Genomic DNA, 17324 nt, shown 5'->3' on the forward strand with positions numbered 1-17324 from the left:
CGGGCCTGGACCGGTCGACCGGTCCAGCAGGCGGACGCCGCTTTGGGCAAGATCAGGTCCGGAACCTGCGCCGGACCTTCACCGCCAGGGCCGCCAGGACGCAGGCCACGACGAGCCCGCAGAAGAGCAGCGTGACCCAGTCGGGCAGCAGGGCGAGGATCCCCCGGGTGATCGCGGCGCCGTTCGACGCGGCCAGCGGCTGCGCGTGGTCCATGTGGTCCATCAGCTCGCGCCGAGGGCCTGCTCCCCCGCGGCCCTCATGGCCGCAAGGGGGGCCGGGGTCAGGCCGGTCATCTGCTCGACCTGGAGCACGGCCTGGTGGACGAGCAGGTCCAGACCGCCCACGACGGCACCGCCGCGCGCCGACCAGGCGGCCGCCAGGGCCGTCGGCCACGGGTCGTACAGCACGTCGAAGAGGGTGCCCGGCCGGTCGGGGACCGCGGCGGCGAGCGCGTCGGTCGTCCCGGCGGGCGTGGTGGCGATGACGAGCGGCGCCCGGAAGGCTTCGGTGGCGTCGCTCCAGGGGGAGGTACGGACGTCGACGCCGAGCCGCTCGCCCCAGACGCGCATCTCGGCGGCGCGGGCCTCGCTGCGTACGTACGCGGTGACGGGCCCGGCGCAGATGCGGGACAGCGCGGCGAGCGCGGAGGAGGCGGTGGCGCCCGCGCCGAGGATCGCGGCGGAGTCGACCCGCTCCACGCCGCGCTCCCGCAGGGCGGCGACCATGCCCGGGATGTCGGTGTTGCCGCCGACGCGGCGGCCGTCGTCGGTGAGGACCACGGTGTTGACGGCCTCCACCGACGCCGCGGTCTCGGTGATCTCGTCGAGGAGCGGTATGACGGCCCGCTTGAGCGGCATGGTCAGCGACAGCCCCGCCCAGGTCTCGTCCATCCTCTCGAAGAACCCGGGGAGCGCGGTCTCGTCCACGTCGTACCGGTCGTACGTCCAGTGGGTGAGGCCGAGCTCCGCGTAGGCGGCCCGGTGGAGGACCGGGGAGAGGGAGTGGGCGATGGGCGATCCGAGGACGGCGGCCCTGCGCGGGTCAGTCCCTGCCCTTGCTGTCATTGAATTTATCCTTCAGTTTCAGGAATTCGTCGTGCGTCTTGGCGAATTCCGTCTTGTTCATGCCGTCGGTCGCGACGAAGTACATCCAGCCTTCCTTCGTCGGATTCATGGCGGCTTCCAGCGCCTCGATGCCGGGATTGCTGATCGGCCCGGGGGTGAGGCCCTTCTGGGTGTAGGTGTTGTACGGGTCCTGGTTGCTGTTGATCTCGGTTTCGCTGATGTCGATGTTGCTCTCGCCCTGGAGGTAGTTGAAGGCGGAGTCGAACTGCAGCAGCTGGTTGGTCTCGGTGTTGGTGGGCTTGAGGCGGTTGTACACGACCTCGCTCATCCTGCGGAAGTCGTCGTCCGTCTTGCCCTCGACCTGGACCAGGCTGGCGACCGTGAGCAGCTCCCAAGGACTCTTCAGACCAAGGGTCTTGGCCTTGCCCTCCAGGTCGGCCTTGATGTACTCGGCCTTGGCGCGGGCGACCATCTTCTTGAGGACGTCCTCCGGCTTGGCGCCCTTCGCGACCGGATAGCTGGCCGGGAAGAGGAACCCTTCCAGCGGGTCCTTGACGTCCCGGTGGCCGGTCGCCCAGGCCGGAAGGCCGAGGTTCTTCGCCTCCGCGGCCGCCACCGCTTCGGTGGTTCCGGCCTTCAGCTGGAGCTTTTTGTCGATCTGCTCGTAGACCCAGGCGTTGCGTCTGCCCTCGGGGATGATGAGGGTGCTCTGGCTCTGCGGATTCAGCATCAGTTCGACGGCGCTCGTCGCCGACATACCCTTCTTGAGGGTGTAGACGCCCGCCTGGATGTTCTTGCCCTTGGGGTGCTTGCTCTGCGCGGAGACGAAAGCGCCCTGGCTCTTCACGACGCCGTTCTTGACGAGGATGCTGCCGATCTCGTACCCGCCGGCGCCCTGCGGGATGGTCACCTGGACGGTCTCGCTGGTGCCCGTGCCCTCGAAGTCGGGGGCCGCGCCGAACTGGCTCTGCCAGAACTGGTAGCCGAAGTACGCGACACCGCCCGCGCCGCCCGCCAGTACGAGGGCGACGACGAGGCAGGCCACGCCGTTGCGGCTCTTGCGCTTCTTCCCCTTCGGGGAGTCCTTGGCGCCCTTGGTGTTCCTTGACCGGCCGCGGCGCTTGCTCCGGGTGGACGCGGGGTCGTCGGCCTCGGGGTCATCGCGGTCGGCGTCATCGCCGTCGCCGTCGCCGTTCGAGAAGAACGGGTGGTTCTCCTCCTCGGGCTCGGGCTCCCGCTCCTCCTCGTACGAGGGCTCCGGGTCGGCCGGCCGCCGCTGGCCCGGGGGCTGCGGCGGCGGGTAGGCCTCGGGGGTGCGGTAGGGGTCCGGGTCGGCACCGCCGTACGGGGCGGCCGGGGCAGGCGGGGCGCCGTACGGCATCGCCGCCTGCTGGCCCGTCTCCCAACCCCCGTCGTACTGCTGACCGTTGAACTGCTGGCCGCCGTACGGCTGCCCGGTGTACGGCTGACCGTCGTACTGGCGTCCGTCGTACTGCTGGGCGCCGTACGCGGCGTGCTCCTGGTACTGGTACTGCTGGTTGCCGTACGGCTGCGCGTGCGGCTCCGGATGCGCCTGCGGCTGCTGGTGCGGCTGGGGGTGTTGCGCGCCGTCGGTCGGCTGACCTCCCCACCCCTGGTCCCCGTACAGCGGGTCCTCGGGGTGCCACGGTTCGGAGCCGGGGCCCCGTCCATATCCAGTCATCGATCCCCAAACGGCCGCGAGGCTTCCGGACATCCGCCTCTACGTAGTACAGCGCTTGTTCGAACGCGCCGTATCGCGCGGAACGTTACCGTATCGCGATCAGATGACCACTTCGACGCTCTCACCGGGCGGATTACCGGATACCCGTTCAGACTCAAGAGCGTTCTGGAGGATGATCACAGCGGCTGCCTGGTCGATCACAGAGCGGCCCTTTTTGGACTTCACGCCCGATGCGCGGAGTCCCTGGGTGGCCGTCACTGTGGTCATCCTCTCGTCCACCAGCCGCACCGGCACGGGCGCGACCGAGCGGGCGAGCACCTGGGCGAAGGCCCGGACCTTGGCCGCCGCCGGGCCCTCGCCCCCACTGAGGGAGCGAGGGAGCCCGACGACGATCTCGATCGGTTCGTACTCCTCGGCGATCTGCCGCAGCCGCCGGTGCGCGGCCGGGACGTCCCGTCCCGGCACGGTCTCCACCGGCGTCGCGAGGACCCCGTCGGGGTCGCACGAGGCGACCCCGATCCGGGCGTCCCCGACGTCTATCGCGAGGCGACGGCCGCGTCGCATCAGGCCGTTTCCGCGACGAGCCGCTCGACGGCCTCGACGGCCTCGCCGATCGCCTCGACGTTCTGGCCACCGCCCTGGGCGACGTCCGGCTTGCCGCCACCGCCGCCGCCGAGGGTCTTGGCGGCCGTACGGACCAGCTCGCCGGCCTTCAGACCGCGCTCGCGGGCGGCCTCGTTGGTGGCGATGACCGTCAGCGGGCGGCCGTTGGCGGTGGTGAACAGGGCGACCACGGCCGGGCGGTCACCCGGGATGCGGCCGCGGACGTCGAGGACCAGCTTGCGCAGGTCGTCGGCGGACGTGCCGTCCGGCACCTGGCCGGTCACCACGGCCACGCCGCGGACGTCCTTGGCGCCCTGGGCGAGCCCGGCGGCGGCCTGGAGGACCTTCTCCGCGCGGAACTTCTCGATCTCCTTCTCGGCGTCCTTCAGCTTGCCGAGCATGGCGGAGATCTTGTCCGGCAGCTCCTCGGGGCGGCCCTTGACCAGCTCCTGGAGCTGGGCGACGACCGTGTGCTCCTTGGCGAGGAAGTGGTACGCGTCGACGCCGACGAGGGCCTCGATGCGGCGCACGCCCGAGCCGATCGACGACTCGCCGAGCAGCTTCACCAGACCCAGCTGGGCGGTGTTGTGGACGTGCGTGCCGCCGCACAGCTCCTTGGAGAAGTCGCCGATGGTGACGACGCGGACCTTCTCGCCGTACTTCTCGCCGAACTCGGCGATGGCGCCCTGGCGCTTGGCCTCGTCGATCGGCATGACCTCGGCGTGCACGTCGAGCTCGCGGGCGAGGACCTCGTTGATCTTCTGCTCGACGTCGGTCATGACGGCCTGCGGCACGGCGGACGGCGAACCGAAGTCGAACCGGAACCGGCCGGGCTGGTTCTCCGAACCGGCCTGGGCGGCCGTCGGGCCGAGGGCGTCGCGCAGCGCCTGGTGGGTGAGGTGGGTGGCGCTGTGGGCGCGGGCGATGGCCCGGCGGCGCTTGACGTCGATCGTGGCGTACGCCGTGGAGCCCACGGTCACCTCGCCGACCTGCACCGATCCCTTGTGGACCGAGACGCCCGGGACCGGCTGCTGAACGTCGCGCACCTCGATGACGGCACCGCTGTGCAGCCGGATGCGGCCGGTGTCGGCGATCTGGCCGCCGCCCTCGGCGTAGAAGGGGGTGCGGTCGAGGACGACCTCGACCTCGTCGCCCTCGGTGGCGGCGGGCGAGGACACACCGTTGACGAGCAGGCCGACGACGGTCGTCTCGCCCTCGGTGTTGGTGTAGCCCACGAACTCGGTGGCGCCGGCGGTGTCGGCGATCGCGCGGTAGGCGGAGACGTCGGCGTGGCCGGTCTTCTTGGCCTGGGCGTCGGCCTTGGCGCGCTCCCGCTGCTCCTTCATCAGGCGGCGGAAGCCCTCCTCGTCCACGGAGAGGCCCTGCTCGGCGGCCATCTCCAGGGTGAGGTCGATCGGGAAGCCCCAGGTGTCGTGGAGCAGGAACGCCTTGTCGCCGGAGAGGACCGTGCCACCGGCGGCCTTGGTCTCGGTCACGGCCGTGTCGAGGATGTTGGTGCCGCCCTTGAGGGCCTTGAGGAACGCGGCCTCCTCGGCGAGCGCGACGGTCTCGATGCGCTTGCGGTCGGTCTCCAGCTCCGGGTACTGCTCGCCCATCGTGCGGATGACGGTGTCCACGAGCTCGCCGACGACCGGGCCCGAGGCGCCCAGCAGGCGCATGTTGCGGACGGCGCGGCGCATGATGCGGCGCAGCACGTAGCCGCGGCCTTCGTTGCCGGGGGTGACGCCGTCGCCGATGAGCATCACGGAGGTGCGCATGTGGTCGGCGACCACACGGAGGGAGACGTCGCTCTCCTGGGCCTGGCCGTAGCGCACACCGGTCAGCTCGGTGGCCTTGTCGATGACGACCTTCAGGGTGTCGGTCTCGTACATGTTCCGTACGCCCTGGAGGATCATCGCCAGGCGCTCCATGCCGAGGCCCGTGTCGATGTTCTTCGACGGGAGGTCGCCGAGGATGGGGTAGTCCTTGCCCCGGCCCTCGCCGCGCTCGTACTGCATGAAGACGAGGTTCCAGATCTCGACGTACCGCTCGTCGTTGACGGCCGGGCCGCCCTCGACGCCGAACTCCGGGCCGCGGTCGTAGTTGATCTCGGAGCAGGGGCCGCAGGGGCCCGGGACGCCCATGTCCCAGAAGTTGTCCTTCTTGCCCAGGCGCTGGATCCGCTCGGCGGGGACGCCGACGACGTCGCGCCAGATCTGCTCGGCCTCGTCGTCGTCCTGGTAGACGGTGATCCAGAGCTTCTCCGGGTCGAGGCCGTAGCCGCCGTGCTCGACGGAGCTGGTCAGCAGCTCCCAGGCGAGCTTGATGGCGCCTTCCTTGAAGTAGTCGCCGAAGGAGAAGTTGCCGCACATCTGGAAGAACGTGCCGTGCCGGGTGGTCTTGCCGACCTCTTCGATGTCCGGCGTCCGCACGCACTTCTGGACGCTGGCGGCGCGCGGGAACGGCGGCTTGACCTCACCCAGGAAGTACGGCTTGAACGGGACCATGCCCGCGGGGACGAGGAGCAGAGTCGGGTCGTCCGCGATGAGCGACGCCGAAGGGACGACGGTGTGCCCGCGCTCCTCGAAGAAGCTCAGCCAGCGACGGCGGATTTCAGCCGACTCCATCAGTGGTCCTCATTCCGGTTGTACGAGTGGTGGTGGGGATACGGGTGGTGCGGGTCGCGCCGGTCCGGGTCCGGGCGCCGCGCGCCGGGGTCCAGCGCCGCCGCCCGGCGCGGGGCCGGGAGGGCGTGGTCGTCGACCGGCGCCTGGAGGCCCAGTGCCTCGCCCAGCTCGGCCTCGCGCTGGAGCATGCCCGCGCGGACGTCGAGCGCGAAGTCCTTGAGCCGGTGGCCGGTCTCGATCGCCTTGTCGGCGGCCTGCGCGGCGAGGCTCTCGGGGGTCAGCTGCTTGAGCCTGCGGTTGACCTTGGTGGTGGCCCACACGCCGGCTGCTGCGCCCGCGGTGAACCAGAAAGCACGGCGGAACATCCCTGCGTCAGCCCTTTCGGTTCTTCCTGCTGCTCCGGGCCGACGGCACCGTACGGCCGACGACGACCGTGCGCCGGGGCTGCTCGGCCGGCTTGTCGTTCTTGTTCCGGCTCATGGCCCGGCGTACGCCGTAGCCGAACGCAGCGACCTTGACCAGCGGTCCGCCGAACGTCGAGGCGACCGTCGTGGAGAGTGCGGACGCGTTGGAGGTGACCTCCTGGACGTCCGTCGCGATGGCGTCGACCCGGTCGAGCTGGGTCTGCGCGGCGCGCACGGTCGCGGAGGCGTCGGCCAGTAGCGGGACCGCCTGCTCCGTCACCTCTGCCACGAGCCGGGTGGTCGCCTTCAGCGTCTGGGCCAGCCTCACCAGCACCACGGCCAGGAAGGAGACCAGGATCGCCCAGAAGACGGCCACCAGAATCCCGGCAACCTCTCCACCGGTCACTGCGCACCGCTCTCTCAATGGATGCTTCGAAAGTCGTTATCCGAGCCTATCGCGCCCGCCCGCGCTCCCCGAACCGCATTACCCGTGGTCCGGGCGGCCGAGGGGAACGAGCCCCTTCGGAGCCATTACGTCCGTTTGTACGGAGTGCACCTGGCTCGGTACCCTCCGTGTTTCATGCGACGCAGCAACCTTCCGGCAGAGCTGAACCGGTTCGTCGGGCGTGAGGGCGAACTCGACGAGCTGCGACGGCTCCTGGCGGAGTTCCGGCTCGTGACGGTGGTGGGCGTCGGCGGGGTGGGAAAGTCCCGGCTGGCGCTGCGCGTCGCGGCGACCGTGGCCGGGGAACCCGCCGACGTCGTTGCCGACGGTCGCGGCGACGGGCGCGGCGGCGGCGTGGCGAAACGCTCCTGCGACGAGGTCCGGCTGGCCGGGCTCGCCACCCTGCGGGACGCGGGGCTGCTGGAACACGCGCTGATGGAGGCGCTCGGCCTGACCGACCACACCCGCCGGCCGCCGCGCGAGGTGCTGGTGGAGCACCTCGCCGAGCGGCGGCTGCTGCTCGTCCTGGACGGCTTCGAGCACCTCGTGGAGGGGTGCGCCGCGCTCGTACGGGAACTGCTGTGCCGGGCGCCGGGGCTGACCGTGCTGGCCGCCGGGCGCAGGCCGCTGCGGATCGACGGCGAGGCGGTGCTGCCGCTGGCGCCGATGTCCGACGCCGACGCGGTGCGGCTGTTCCTCGACCGGGCCGCGGCGGCCGTGCCCGGCTTCCGGGCCGCCGACCCCGGCGCCGTACGGGAGTTGTGCCGCCGCCTGGACGGGATCCCGCTGGCGCTGGAGCTGGCGGCGGGGCGGCTGCCGGCGCTCGGCCTGGAGGGCCTGCTGCACCGGTTGGACGACCGGTTCCGGCTGCTGACCTGCGGGGCCAGAGGCGAGCTCGCGCGCCACCGCACGCTGCGGACCGCCATCGGCTGGAGCCATGAGCTGTGCACGCCGGAGGAGCGGCTGCTGTGGGCGCGGCTGTCGGTCTTCGCCGGACCGTTCGACCTGGACGCCGTCGAGTACGTGTGCGCCGGCCCGCAACTGCCCGCCGAGCGGGTGCTGGACGTGCTCGGGGAACTGCTGGCCCAGTCCGTGGTGGTGCGCGAGGACACGGCGGCGGGCGTGCGGTACCGGATGCTCGACACGGTCCGGGCGTACGGCGCCGAGTGGCTGGCCGCGCTCGGCGACGAGGAGCGGTTGCGACGGCGGCACCGCGACTGGTACCTGGGCCTGGCCGCCTGGTGCGAGCTGGACTGGTTCGGCCCGCGCCAGGCCGAGGTCGCGGCCTGCACCGACAGCGCCCTGCCCGATCTGCGCGCCGCGCTGGAGCTGTGCCTGGAGGAGCCGGGCGAAGCGCACCTGGCGCAGCACCTCGCCGGGACGCTGTGGTTCTACTGGGTGGGCTGCGGGCGGCTCGCGGAGGGCCGGCACTGGCTGGACCGGGCCGTGGCGCTGGAGTCCCGCCACGGCGAGGCACGGCTGAAGGCGCTGTGGGTGCTGGGGTACGTCGCGATCCTCCAGGGCGACAACACGGCGGCGATGGCGGCGCTGTACACCTGCGAGGCGGACGCGGCGCGTTCGGGCAGCGCGCTGGCGGCCGCGTACGCCACCCACCGGATGGGCTGTCTGGCGCTGGTCTCGGACGACATGCCGCACGCCGCGGAGCTGCTGGGGCGGGCGCAGGACGCCTACCGGGCGCTGGGCGAGCTCAACAGCCAGGTGCTGATGGGCCAGGTCGAGCTGGCCATGGCGAAGGTGTTCCTGGGCGACCTCGACGGTGCGGTGGCGCTGTGCCGGGAGGTCCGCGAGGTCTGCGAGGAGCGCGGCGAGCGGTGGACCCGGGCGTACGCGCTGTACGTCCTGGCCTACGCGGCCTGGACGCGCGGCGAGCACGGCGAGGCGCGCGGCCTGCTCGGCGAGTGCATCACCATCGACCACGCGTTCCACGACCTGGTCGGCCTGGTGTTGGCGATGGAGCTGCTCGCCCTGGTGACGGCGAGCGAGGGCGATCCGGCGGAGGCCGCGGTGCTCCAGGGCGCGGCCGCGCCGATGTGGGAGGCGGTCGGTCTGCCCCTGTTCGGCTCCGGCTACTTCGGCGCGCCCCGCGCCCTGTGCGAACAGCGGGCGACCGAGCTGCTGGGCGCGGAGCGGTACCGCGGGTACGAGGCGGAGGGACGGGCCCTGCCCCTGGAGGCGGCGGTGGCGCGGGCGCTGGCGGGCGGACCGGAGGCGCGGGCGCGTTCGGCGCCACCGGCCTGAGGGCGGCGGGGCCGCGGAACGCGCCGGCTTGAGGGCGGCGGGGACGCGGAACGCGGCCCGGAAACGCGGAGAGCCCGCCGCCTTCCCAACGGGAGGCGGCGGGCTCGAAGCCGGTGAGGGCTACGCCTGCGTCAGCGGGCGTAGTACTCGACGACCAGCTGCTCGTCGCAGATGACCGGGATTTCCTTGCGGTTCGGCTCGCGGTCCAGGCGGAAGGCCAGGGCCTTCAGGTTGACCTGGAGGTAGCGCGGGGTCTCACCCTCGGGGGCGAAGCCACCCTCGCGGGCGACCTGGAACAGCGTCTTGCTGCGGCTGCGCTCGCGGACCATGACGACGTCGTCGGGGCGCACGCGGAAGGACGGCTTGTCGACCTTGCCGCCGTTGACCTCGATGTGGCCGTGGACGACCATCTGGCGGGCCTGGTAGATGGTGCGGGCGATGCCCGAACGCAGGACCAGGGCGTCGAGGCGGCGCTCGAGCTCGACGACCAGCGCCTCGCCCGTCTTGCCCTCGGCCTTCTTGGCGCGGTCGTAGGCGCGCGCCATCTGGCGCTCGCTGATGTCGTACTGGGCGCGCAGACGCTGCTTCTCGAGCAGACGGACCTTGTAGTCCGAGTTCTGCTTGCGGCCACGGCCGTGCTCACCCGGCGGGTAGGGGCGAGCCTCGAAGTACTTGACGGCCTTCGGCGTCAGCGCGATACCGAGCGCACGGGACTTCTTGACCTTGGGACGCGACTGGTTAGGCACGTTCTCCAGACCTCCGATATAGGTTAGGTTAGGCTTACCTTAATCAAGGAGATCGCATGTCGAGCCCTGGGAACACCACGCGCATCACAGACTGCAGCACAAAGAGCGACGCTCCTGCCTCGCAGAGCGTCGATGTGACGGAGGTCCGATCAGCTCATGGTCAGCCGCGTCCCAGCGGGCTTGAAATCGCCCGGATGCCGTCAGCAGCCGAGCGCACACGAACTCTCGTACAGAGTACATGCTCCGCGGTACTGATCGCGCCCGGGACCGACGGCGCCCGCCCCGAGCAGCTGGTGCCCGACGCGCGGACCGTCGGCACCGAGGGCGAGGTCTTCCTGCTGTACCCCGCGGACTCCCCGGCCGTACGGGCCGCGACGCACGCGCAGGACGACGAACTGCCCGCCGTGCTGGAGCTGACCGACGTCGCCCCGGTCGCCGTCCCGGACCGGATCCGTGGCCGCGCCTGGGTCTCCGGCTGGCTGACCTGCGCGCCCGGCATCGCCGCCCCCGGCCACATGATGCTGCGCCTGGAGGTCGGCGAGGTGTACGTCGACGACCTGTGGGGCGACGCGATGGTCGGTTCCGAGGACTTCGCGGCCGCCCGGCCCGACCCCCTCACCGCGTACGAGACCGAGCTGCTCCAGCACCTCGCCGCCACCCACGACGACCACGTCCAGGCCCTGAGCACCCTGCTCGAACGCGACGACGCGCAGGGCGCCCAGCAGGCGCAGGAGGTGGAGCGTGTGGTGCCGCTCGCGCTGGACCGGTTCGGGCTGCGGGTGCGGTGCCGGGACACGGCCGGGCGTTGCTTCGACGCGCGCTTCGACTTCCCCGCGCCCGTGCGCGACGTCAACGGGCTGCGGCGGGCCATGCACACCCTCTTCCAGGCCGCGCGGAGCTGACACCCGGGCGCCGACTACGCGGTGCCTTCGCCCCGCAGTCGCTCGCGCACCTTCTCCACCACGTCCGCGTACCGCGCCTCCGCGCCGTACCGCGTGGGTTCGTAGTACCGCTTGCCGTGGATCGCGTCCGGCGCGTACTGCTGGGCGGCGATACCGCCCGGGACGTCGTGGGGGTAGACGTATCCCTGGGCGTGGCCCAGCTTGGCCGCGCCCTTGTAGTGGCCGTCGCGCAGATGGGGCGGGACCGGTCCCGCCAGCCCGTTCCGTACGTCCTCCCGGGCGGCGGAGATCGCCGTCGTCGCGGCGTTCGACTTCGGGGCGAGGGCGAGTGCGATCGTGGCGTGGCTCAGGGTGAGGGCCGCCTCCGGGAAGCCGATCATGGCCACCGCCTGGGCCGCCGCGACCGCGAGGGGCAGGGCGGTCGGGTCCGCGAGCCCGATGTCCTCACTCGCGGAGATCATGAGCCGGCGGGCGATGAACCGCGGGTCCTCCCCCGCCTCGATCATCCGCGCCAGGTAGTGCAGCGCCGCGTCCACGTCCGAACCGCGGATCGACTTGATCAGCGCGCTCGCCACGTCGTAGTGCTGGTCGCCGTCCCGGTCGTACGTCACCGCCGCCCGGTCGACCGTCTCCTCCAGGGTGGAGAGGGTGATCTCCGGCTCCCCCTTGGCCATCGCCGCTCCGGCGGCCGCCTCCAGCGCGGTCAGCGCCCGGCGGGCGTCGCCGCCCGCGATCCGCAGCAGATGCGCCCGGGCGTCCTCGGGCAGGGTGACCGCGCCGCCCAGACCGCGCTCGTCGGTGAGCGCGCGCTCCAGCAGGCCGCCGATGTCGTCGTCGGTGAGCGGCTCCAGGGTGAGCAGGAGCGAGCGGGAGAGCAGCGGGGAGATCACCGAGAAGTACGGGTTCTCGGTGGTGGCGGCGATGAGGGTGACCCAGCGGTTCTCCACGGCGGGCAGGAGCGAGTCCTGCTGGGCCTTGCTGAAGCGGTGGATCTCGTCGAGGAAGAGGACGGTCTCCTTGCCGAAGCCACCGGTGGCGCGGCGGGCGCCGTCGATGACCGCGCGGACCTCCTTGACGCCGGCCGTGATCGCGGAGAGCTCCACGAAGCGCTTGTTGGTCGCCTTGGAGACGACGTACGCCAGGGTGGTCTTGCCCGTGCCCGGCGGACCCCACAGGATCACGGACGAGGCGCCCGCCGGGCCGCCGGAGCCCTCGCCCACCAGGCGGCGCAGCGGGGATCCGGGCTTGAGCAGATGCTGCTGGCCGACGACCTCGTCCAGGGTGCGCGGGCGCATCCGGACGGCCAGGGGTCGGCCGGCCGGGTCCTTCTCCTGGCGGTCTTCGGCTGCGGCGGTAAAGAGGTCGGGCTCCACATCCAGAAGCCTATGTCAGCCCACTGACACTCCCGGCCGGGCCGCTCGGCTCACGTCAGCTGGTCCAGAAGTCCCACCAGCGCGTCAGGACCAGCATCCCGATGATCCCGATGTGGACGGCCGGCAGGACCCAGGTGAACTCGTCGAAGAAACCGCGCAGCGCGCGGGGCGCGGGCAGCAGCCCGTTGCGGACGTTGTGCGAGGTCACGTACCAGAACATGACGATGGTCGCGACCCACGCCAGCGAGCACCACAGGCACAGCGCGTTGATCTCGTACAGCGACTGGTACATCAGCCACATGCAGAAGCCGACGCCGAAGAGCGTGCCCGCGTTCAGCCCCAGCCAGTACCAGCGGCGGTAGCGGGCACCGGCGAGCAGGGCGACGCCGATGGCGATCACCATGGCGTACGTGACCAGGCCGAGCATCGGGTTCGGGAAGCCGAAGGCCGACGCCTGCTCGCTCTTCATGATGTTGCCGCAGGAGACGACCGGGTTCAGGCTGCAGCCCGGCTGGAAGGTCGGGTCCTCCAGCAGCTTGAACTTGTCCAGCGTGATCACCCACGCCGCGAGGAGTCCCGCCGCCCCCGTGACCACCAGCATCCACGCGAACGCCCGGCCCGCCCCCGTACCCGTGCCCGTCCGGGAATCCGGGGACCCGTCGTGAACCGTCGCAGTCGTCATATCGCCGTTCCATCGTTCGGAGGCTGGTGGGCAGGGTCATTTTGCCGCACGCGGGCCACCGTCCGCCGTTCGGTGGACATAAGGAAGGCGGGGACCGGTCACCGGTCCCCGCCTCCGCTCACCGGACGTGCCGGGCGGGTCAGGCGTAGCGGGCCTGGAGGACCTCGACGACCGAGTCCAGCGCGACCGCCTCCTGCTCGCCGGACTCCATGTCCTTGAGCTGGACCACGCCGTCGGCCAGGTCGCGCTCGCCGGCGACCAGCGTGTACCGGGCGCCCGACCTGTTGGCCATCTTCATGGCGCCCTTCAGGCCTCGGCCGCCGTACGCGAAGTCGGTCGCGACCCCGGCCCGGCGCAGCTCGGTGACGATGCCGAACAGGGTCCGGCGCGCCTCGTCGCCCAGCGGCACGGCGTAGACGCTGGTGGTGGCCGGCAGGTCGAGCGTGATGCCCTCCGCCTCCAGGGCGAGGACCGTGCGGTCGACGCCGAGCGCCCAGCCGACGGACGGCAGGGCGGGACCGCCGATCATCTCGGAGAGGCCGTCGTAGCGGCCGCCGCCGCCGACCGCCGACTGGGAGCCGAGGCCGTCGTGGACGAACTCGAAGGTGGTGCGCGTGTAGTAGTCCAGGCCGCGCACCAGCCTCTCGTCGTCCTCGAAGGCGACGCCCGCCGCCGTCAGCAGCTCGCGCACCTGCTCGTGGTACGCCTTGCACGCGTCGCACAGGTAGTCGCGCAGCAGCGGGGCGCCGACCAGCTGCTTCTGGACCTCGGCGCGCTTGTCGTCGAGGACGCGCAGCGGGTTGATCTCCACGCGGCGGCGGGTGTCCTCGTCGAGGTCGAGGTCGCGCAGGAAGCCCTGGAGGGCCTCGCGGTAGACCGGGCGGCACTCCTTGTCGCCGAGCGAGTTCAGCAGGATGCGGAACTCACGCAGGCCCAGCGAGCGGTACGCCTGGTCGGCGAGGATGATCAGCTCGGCGTCGAGCGCCGGGTCCTCGGCGCCGATCGCCTCGGCGCCGACCTGCGAGAAGTGGCGGTAGCGGCCTGCCTGAGGCTTCTCATAGCGGTAGTACGAGCCCGAGTACCAAAGCTTGACGGGGAGGTTGCCCTGCTTGTGCAGGTTGGCCTCCAGCGCCGCGCGCAGCACGGACGCGGTGCCTTCGGGGCGCAGGGCCAGCTTGTCGCCGCCCTTGGTCTCGAAGGCGTACATCTCCTTGGTGACGATGTCGGTGGACTCGCCGACACCGCGCGCGAACAGCTCGACGTTCTCGAAGCCGGGGGTCTCGACGTACCCGTAGCCGGAGTTCTTCAGCGGCGCGGCGATGGCCTCGCGGACCGCCAGGTACGTCGCGGAGTCCGGCGGAAGCAGGTCGTACGTGCCCTTGGGGGCCTGGAAAGTACTCACGGAAGGTCTCTCGTCACATTCCTCGTCGGGGAGCGGGGCCCGCTCCCTGGCCGGCCGCCACCTCCCGCAGATACGGGTTGGTGGCGCGCTCGCGGCCGATGGTCGTCTGGGGGCCGTGGCCGGACAGCACCACGGTCGAGTCGTCGAGCGGCAGGCACACGCGGGCCAGCGACGCGAGCATCTCGTCCATGTCACCGCCCGGCAGGTCGGTGCGTCCGATGGAGCCGGCGAACAGCAGGTCGCCCGAGAAGAAGACCGGCGGGATGTCCGCCGCCTCGGGCATGCCGAAGGTCACCGACCCCTTGGTATGGCCGGGCGCGTGCGACACGGTCAGCTCCAGACCCGCCAGGCTCAGCTTCGCCCCGTCGGTGAGCTCGTGGACGTCGTCCGGCTCCCCCACCGTCAGCTCCCCCATCAGCGGCATCCCGATGGAGCGGCCGAGGGCCTTCTCCGGGTCGCTCATCATGTACCGGTCGGCGGGGTGGATCCACGCGGGTACGTCATGGGCGCCGCAGACCGGGACGACAGAGGCGACGTGGTCGATGTGGCCGTGGGTCAGCACGACGGCGACGGGCTTCAGCCGATGCTTCTTGAGCGTCTCCTCGACTCCCTGGGCGGCCTGGTGGCCCGGGTCGATGATCACGCACTCCTCGCCGGCGGCGGGGGCGACCAGGTAGCAATTGGTCCCCCAGGCCCCGGCGGGGAACCCGGCAATGAGCACGATCGTCCTTAAAAAGTCGTCCGGCGGAAGAATGCAGCAGATCAGAGCCTACCGGCGCTGCTCATTCCACAGCCAACCCGTATACGGTACGGGCACGCTCCGCCAGGACAGGTGGGAACGGACGGACGACCGACGACCGACAAGGAGAAACACCCGGTGGTCAGCAGCGATCAGCGGCGGCGCCAGCTCGCCAGGGAGAAGTACGAGCGGCAGATGAAGCGCCGTGAGGAGGCCCGCAAGAAGGCCAAGCGCCGCAACACGGTCATCATCGCCTCGGTCGTCGCGGTGCTGGTGGTCGGTGCCGGGGCGTACACCACCTTCCGCTCCGAGTCCGCCGCGGACGCGAAGAAGCCGGTCGACCTCCCGTCGCCGTCGGCGAGCGAGAGCTCCGCGCCGGAGCCGAAGATGGCCATCGACGCCAAGGCGAAGTACACGATGGCGCTCACCACGAACCACGGCGACGTCAAGATCGCCATGGACGCGGCGAAGACCCCGCGCACGGTGAACTCGTTCAAGCACCTCGCGGACAAGAAGTACTTCGACGGCACCACGTGCCACCGCCTCACCACCCAGGGCATCTTCGTGCTCCAGTGCGGCGACCCGAAGGGCGACGGCACGGGCGGCCCGGGCTACACCATCCCGGACGAGAACCTGACCGCGCTGGGCAAGGCGGGCGCGGACGGCACGGTGACCTTCCCCGCCGGGACGGTCGCGATGGCCAACACCATGCAGCCGAACACCGGCGGCAGCCAGTTCTTCCTGGTCTACAAGGACACCAAGCTGCCCCCGCAGTTCACCCCCTTCGGCACGATGGACGCGGCCGGCCTGAAGGCCGTCCAGGAGATCGCCGAGGGCGGCGTCGAAGGCGGCACCACGGACGGCGCGCCGAAGAAGGCCGTGACCATCGAGAAGGCCACCGTCGGCAAGGCGTGAGGCCCGTCGCCCCCGCCCGGGGCGGAGTGACGCGTGAACTGCCGAATTTCGGTCGCGCTGAGTGCGGACAGCCGGGCGGCCGGTCGCCTAGATTGGCGTTGTGCAGCGCGACCTCGACTGTCGCGTTGTGGAGGGCGGGCGAGGCCCGTCAGGGAACTGTGGACGATGCCCGGGGGTGACCGCCCTCGTCGGCATCATGTGGAGGAGGCGCTGTGAGCAGCGACCCGTGGGGCCGCGTCGACGAGACGGGCACCGTGTACGTGCGTACAGCCGACGGCGAGCAGGTCGTCGGATCGTGGCAGGCCGGTTCTCCCGAGGAGGCGCTGGCCTACTTCGAGCGCAAGTACGAGGGCTTGGTGGTCGAAATCGGCCTCCTCGAGAAGCGGGTGAAGACCACCGATCTGTCGGCCAAGGACGCGATGGCCGCGATCGACCACATCCGTCAGCAGGTGGACGAGCACCACGCCGTGGGTGACCTCGACGCGCTGCGCAAGCGGCTGGACCAGCTGGTCGAGACGGTCGAGGCGCGGCGCGAGCAGCGCAAGGCCCAGAAGGCCAAGCAGACCGATGAGGCCCGCAAGGCCAAGGAGGCGCTGGTCGTCGAGGCCGAGGAGCTGGCCCAGAGCGAGCAGTGGCGGGCCGCGGGCGAGCGGCTGCGCGCGCTGGTGGACATCTGGAAGGGCCTGCCCCGGCTCGACCGGAAGTCCGACGACGAGCTGTGGCACCGCTTCTCGCACGCCCGGTCGGCGTTCTCCAAGCGGCGCAAGGCGCACTTCGCGTCGCTGGACGCGCAGCGCGAGGAGGCCCGCAAGGTCAAGGAGAAGCTGGTCGCCGAGGCGGAGGCGCTCTCCGGCTCCACGGACTGGGGTGTCACGGCCGCCCGCTACCGCGAGCTGATGGCGGAGTGGAAGGCGGCGGGCCGCGCCCAGCGCGAGCACGAGGACGAGCTGTGGAACCGTTTCCGCGGCGCCCAGGACGTCTTCTTCGCGGCGCGCAGCGAGGTCTTCGCGGAGCGTGACGCCGAGCAGGCCGAGAACCTCAAGCTGAAGGAGGAGCTCGCCGGCGAGGCCGAGAAGCTGGTGCCGGTGACGGACCTGAAGGCGGCCCGCGCGGCCTTCCGGGCCATCAACGAGCGCTGGGAGGCCATCGGCCACGTACCGCGTGACGCCCGCCCGAAGGTCGAGGGCCGGATGCACGCCGTGGAGCGGGCGATCCAGGAGGCCGAGGAGGCCGAGTGGCGGCGTACGAACCCGGAGGCACGCGCGCGTGCGGCGGGTCTGACGGGGCAGCTCCAGGACGCGGTCGACAAGCTGAAGAAGCAGATCGACGCGGCCCGGGCGGCGGGCAACGATGCCAAGGCCGACAAGCTGGCGCGTGAGCTGGAGGGCCGGCAGGCGCTGCTGGACCAGGCGCTGAAGGGCCTGCAGGAGTTCGGCGGCTGACACCCGCTATCGCGTAAC

General features: G+C 71.3%; 16 protein-coding genes. 4 read left to right on the forward strand and 12 right to left on the reverse strand.

All coding sequences use genetic code 11. The features are described 5' to 3' along the window. Positions 1-52 precede the first annotated feature (52 nt). From AB0A69_RS30700 to AB0A69_RS30730, 7 genes are all read right to left on the reverse strand, one after another. Positions 53-214 carry a hypothetical protein gene (locus AB0A69_RS30700; protein ID WP_361428815.1) on the reverse strand — a complete coding sequence of 54 codons (162 nt, stop codon included), beginning with the start codon at positions 212-214 and terminating at the stop codon, positions 53-55. Positions 215-222: 8 nt separating this feature from the next. Then, on the reverse strand, positions 223-1065 hold the full coding sequence (locus AB0A69_RS30705) for a shikimate dehydrogenase (RefSeq protein WP_361428817.1): 843 nt from the start codon (positions 1063-1065) through the stop codon (positions 223-225). Further along, positions 1043-2767, reverse strand: coding sequence for an endolytic transglycosylase MltG (gene mltG, locus AB0A69_RS30710; protein WP_361428819.1), 1725 nt, complete (start codon positions 2765-2767; stop codon positions 1043-1045). The genes AB0A69_RS30705 and mltG overlap by 23 nt, the downstream gene beginning before the upstream one ends. A gap of 99 nt (positions 2768-2866) precedes the next feature. Next, complete coding sequence (ruvX, locus tag AB0A69_RS30715) at positions 2867-3331, reverse strand: Holliday junction resolvase RuvX (protein WP_361428821.1); 465 nt, start codon at positions 3329-3331, stop codon at positions 2867-2869. After that, entirely contained in the window at positions 3331-5997 is a 2667-nt protein-coding gene (alaS, locus tag AB0A69_RS30720) for an alanine--tRNA ligase (RefSeq protein WP_361428823.1), read from the reverse strand. Before alaS ends, ruvX begins: the two co-directional genes overlap by 1 nt. Further along, positions 5997-6362, reverse strand: a complete 366-nt coding sequence (locus AB0A69_RS30725; RefSeq protein WP_361428825.1) for a DUF6167 family protein — start codon at positions 6360-6362, stop codon at positions 5997-5999. Before AB0A69_RS30725 ends, alaS begins: the two co-directional genes overlap by 1 nt. A gap of 7 nt (positions 6363-6369) precedes the next feature. Continuing rightward, a complete protein-coding gene (locus AB0A69_RS30730) occupies positions 6370-6807 on the reverse strand; it encodes a DUF948 domain-containing protein (RefSeq protein WP_361428827.1) in 438 nt (145 codons plus the stop codon). Positions 6808-6981: 174 nt separating this feature from the next. Here AB0A69_RS30730 and AB0A69_RS30735 point away from each other — a divergent pair, with 174 nt between their 5' ends. Then, positions 6982-9105: an AAA family ATPase gene (locus AB0A69_RS30735; protein ID WP_361428829.1), complete on the forward strand. Its 2124-nt coding sequence runs from the start codon at positions 6982-6984 to the stop codon at positions 9103-9105. 131 nt (positions 9106-9236) lie between these two features. Here AB0A69_RS30735 and rpsD read toward each other — a convergent pair whose 3' ends face one another. After that, positions 9237-9851, reverse strand: a complete 615-nt coding sequence (gene rpsD / locus AB0A69_RS30740) for a 30S ribosomal protein S4 (RefSeq protein WP_361428831.1) — start codon at positions 9849-9851, stop codon at positions 9237-9239. A gap of 194 nt (positions 9852-10045) precedes the next feature. Between rpsD and AB0A69_RS30745 the strand changes: the two genes are divergently transcribed. Beyond that, positions 10046-10753 (forward strand): DUF2470 domain-containing protein, encoded by a 708-nt coding sequence (locus AB0A69_RS30745; protein WP_361428833.1) that lies wholly within the window; start codon positions 10046-10048, stop codon positions 10751-10753. 14 nt (positions 10754-10767) lie between these two features. On the opposite strand, the gene AB0A69_RS30750 is transcribed toward AB0A69_RS30745, so the two are convergent. From AB0A69_RS30750 to AB0A69_RS30765, 4 genes are all read right to left on the reverse strand, one after another. After that, on the reverse strand, positions 10768-12126 hold the full coding sequence (locus tag AB0A69_RS30750) for a replication-associated recombination protein A (RefSeq protein WP_361428835.1): 1359 nt from the start codon (positions 12124-12126) through the stop codon (positions 10768-10770). A 55-nt stretch (positions 12127-12181) separates the two neighbouring features. Beyond that, positions 12182-12808 (reverse strand): vitamin K epoxide reductase family protein, encoded by a 627-nt coding sequence (locus AB0A69_RS30755; protein WP_361428837.1) that lies wholly within the window; start codon positions 12806-12808, stop codon positions 12182-12184. A 139-nt stretch (positions 12809-12947) separates the two neighbouring features. Continuing rightward, a complete protein-coding gene (hisS, locus tag AB0A69_RS30760) occupies positions 12948-14210 on the reverse strand; it encodes a histidine--tRNA ligase (RefSeq protein WP_361428839.1) in 1263 nt (420 codons plus the stop codon). 13 nt (positions 14211-14223) lie between these two features. Then, positions 14224-14931 carry an MBL fold metallo-hydrolase gene (locus tag AB0A69_RS30765; protein WP_361428841.1) on the reverse strand — a complete coding sequence of 236 codons (708 nt, stop codon included), beginning with the start codon at positions 14929-14931 and terminating at the stop codon, positions 14224-14226. A gap of 156 nt (positions 14932-15087) precedes the next feature. On the opposite strand from AB0A69_RS30765, the gene AB0A69_RS30770 reads away from it, so the two are divergent. Both AB0A69_RS30770 and AB0A69_RS30775 read left to right on the forward strand, forming a co-directional pair. Continuing rightward, on the forward strand, positions 15088-15864 hold the full coding sequence (locus tag AB0A69_RS30770) for a peptidylprolyl isomerase (RefSeq protein WP_361428843.1): 777 nt from the start codon (positions 15088-15090) through the stop codon (positions 15862-15864). A gap of 212 nt (positions 15865-16076) precedes the next feature. Then, complete coding sequence (locus tag AB0A69_RS30775) at positions 16077-17306, forward strand: DUF349 domain-containing protein (RefSeq protein WP_361428845.1); 1230 nt, start codon at positions 16077-16079, stop codon at positions 17304-17306. The last annotated feature ends 18 nt before the right edge of the window (positions 17307-17324 follow it).

Source organism: Streptomyces sp. NPDC045431 (assembly GCF_040646655.1).
In the GTDB taxonomy this organism is placed as follows: Bacteria; Actinomycetota; Actinomycetes; order Streptomycetales; family Streptomycetaceae; genus Streptomyces.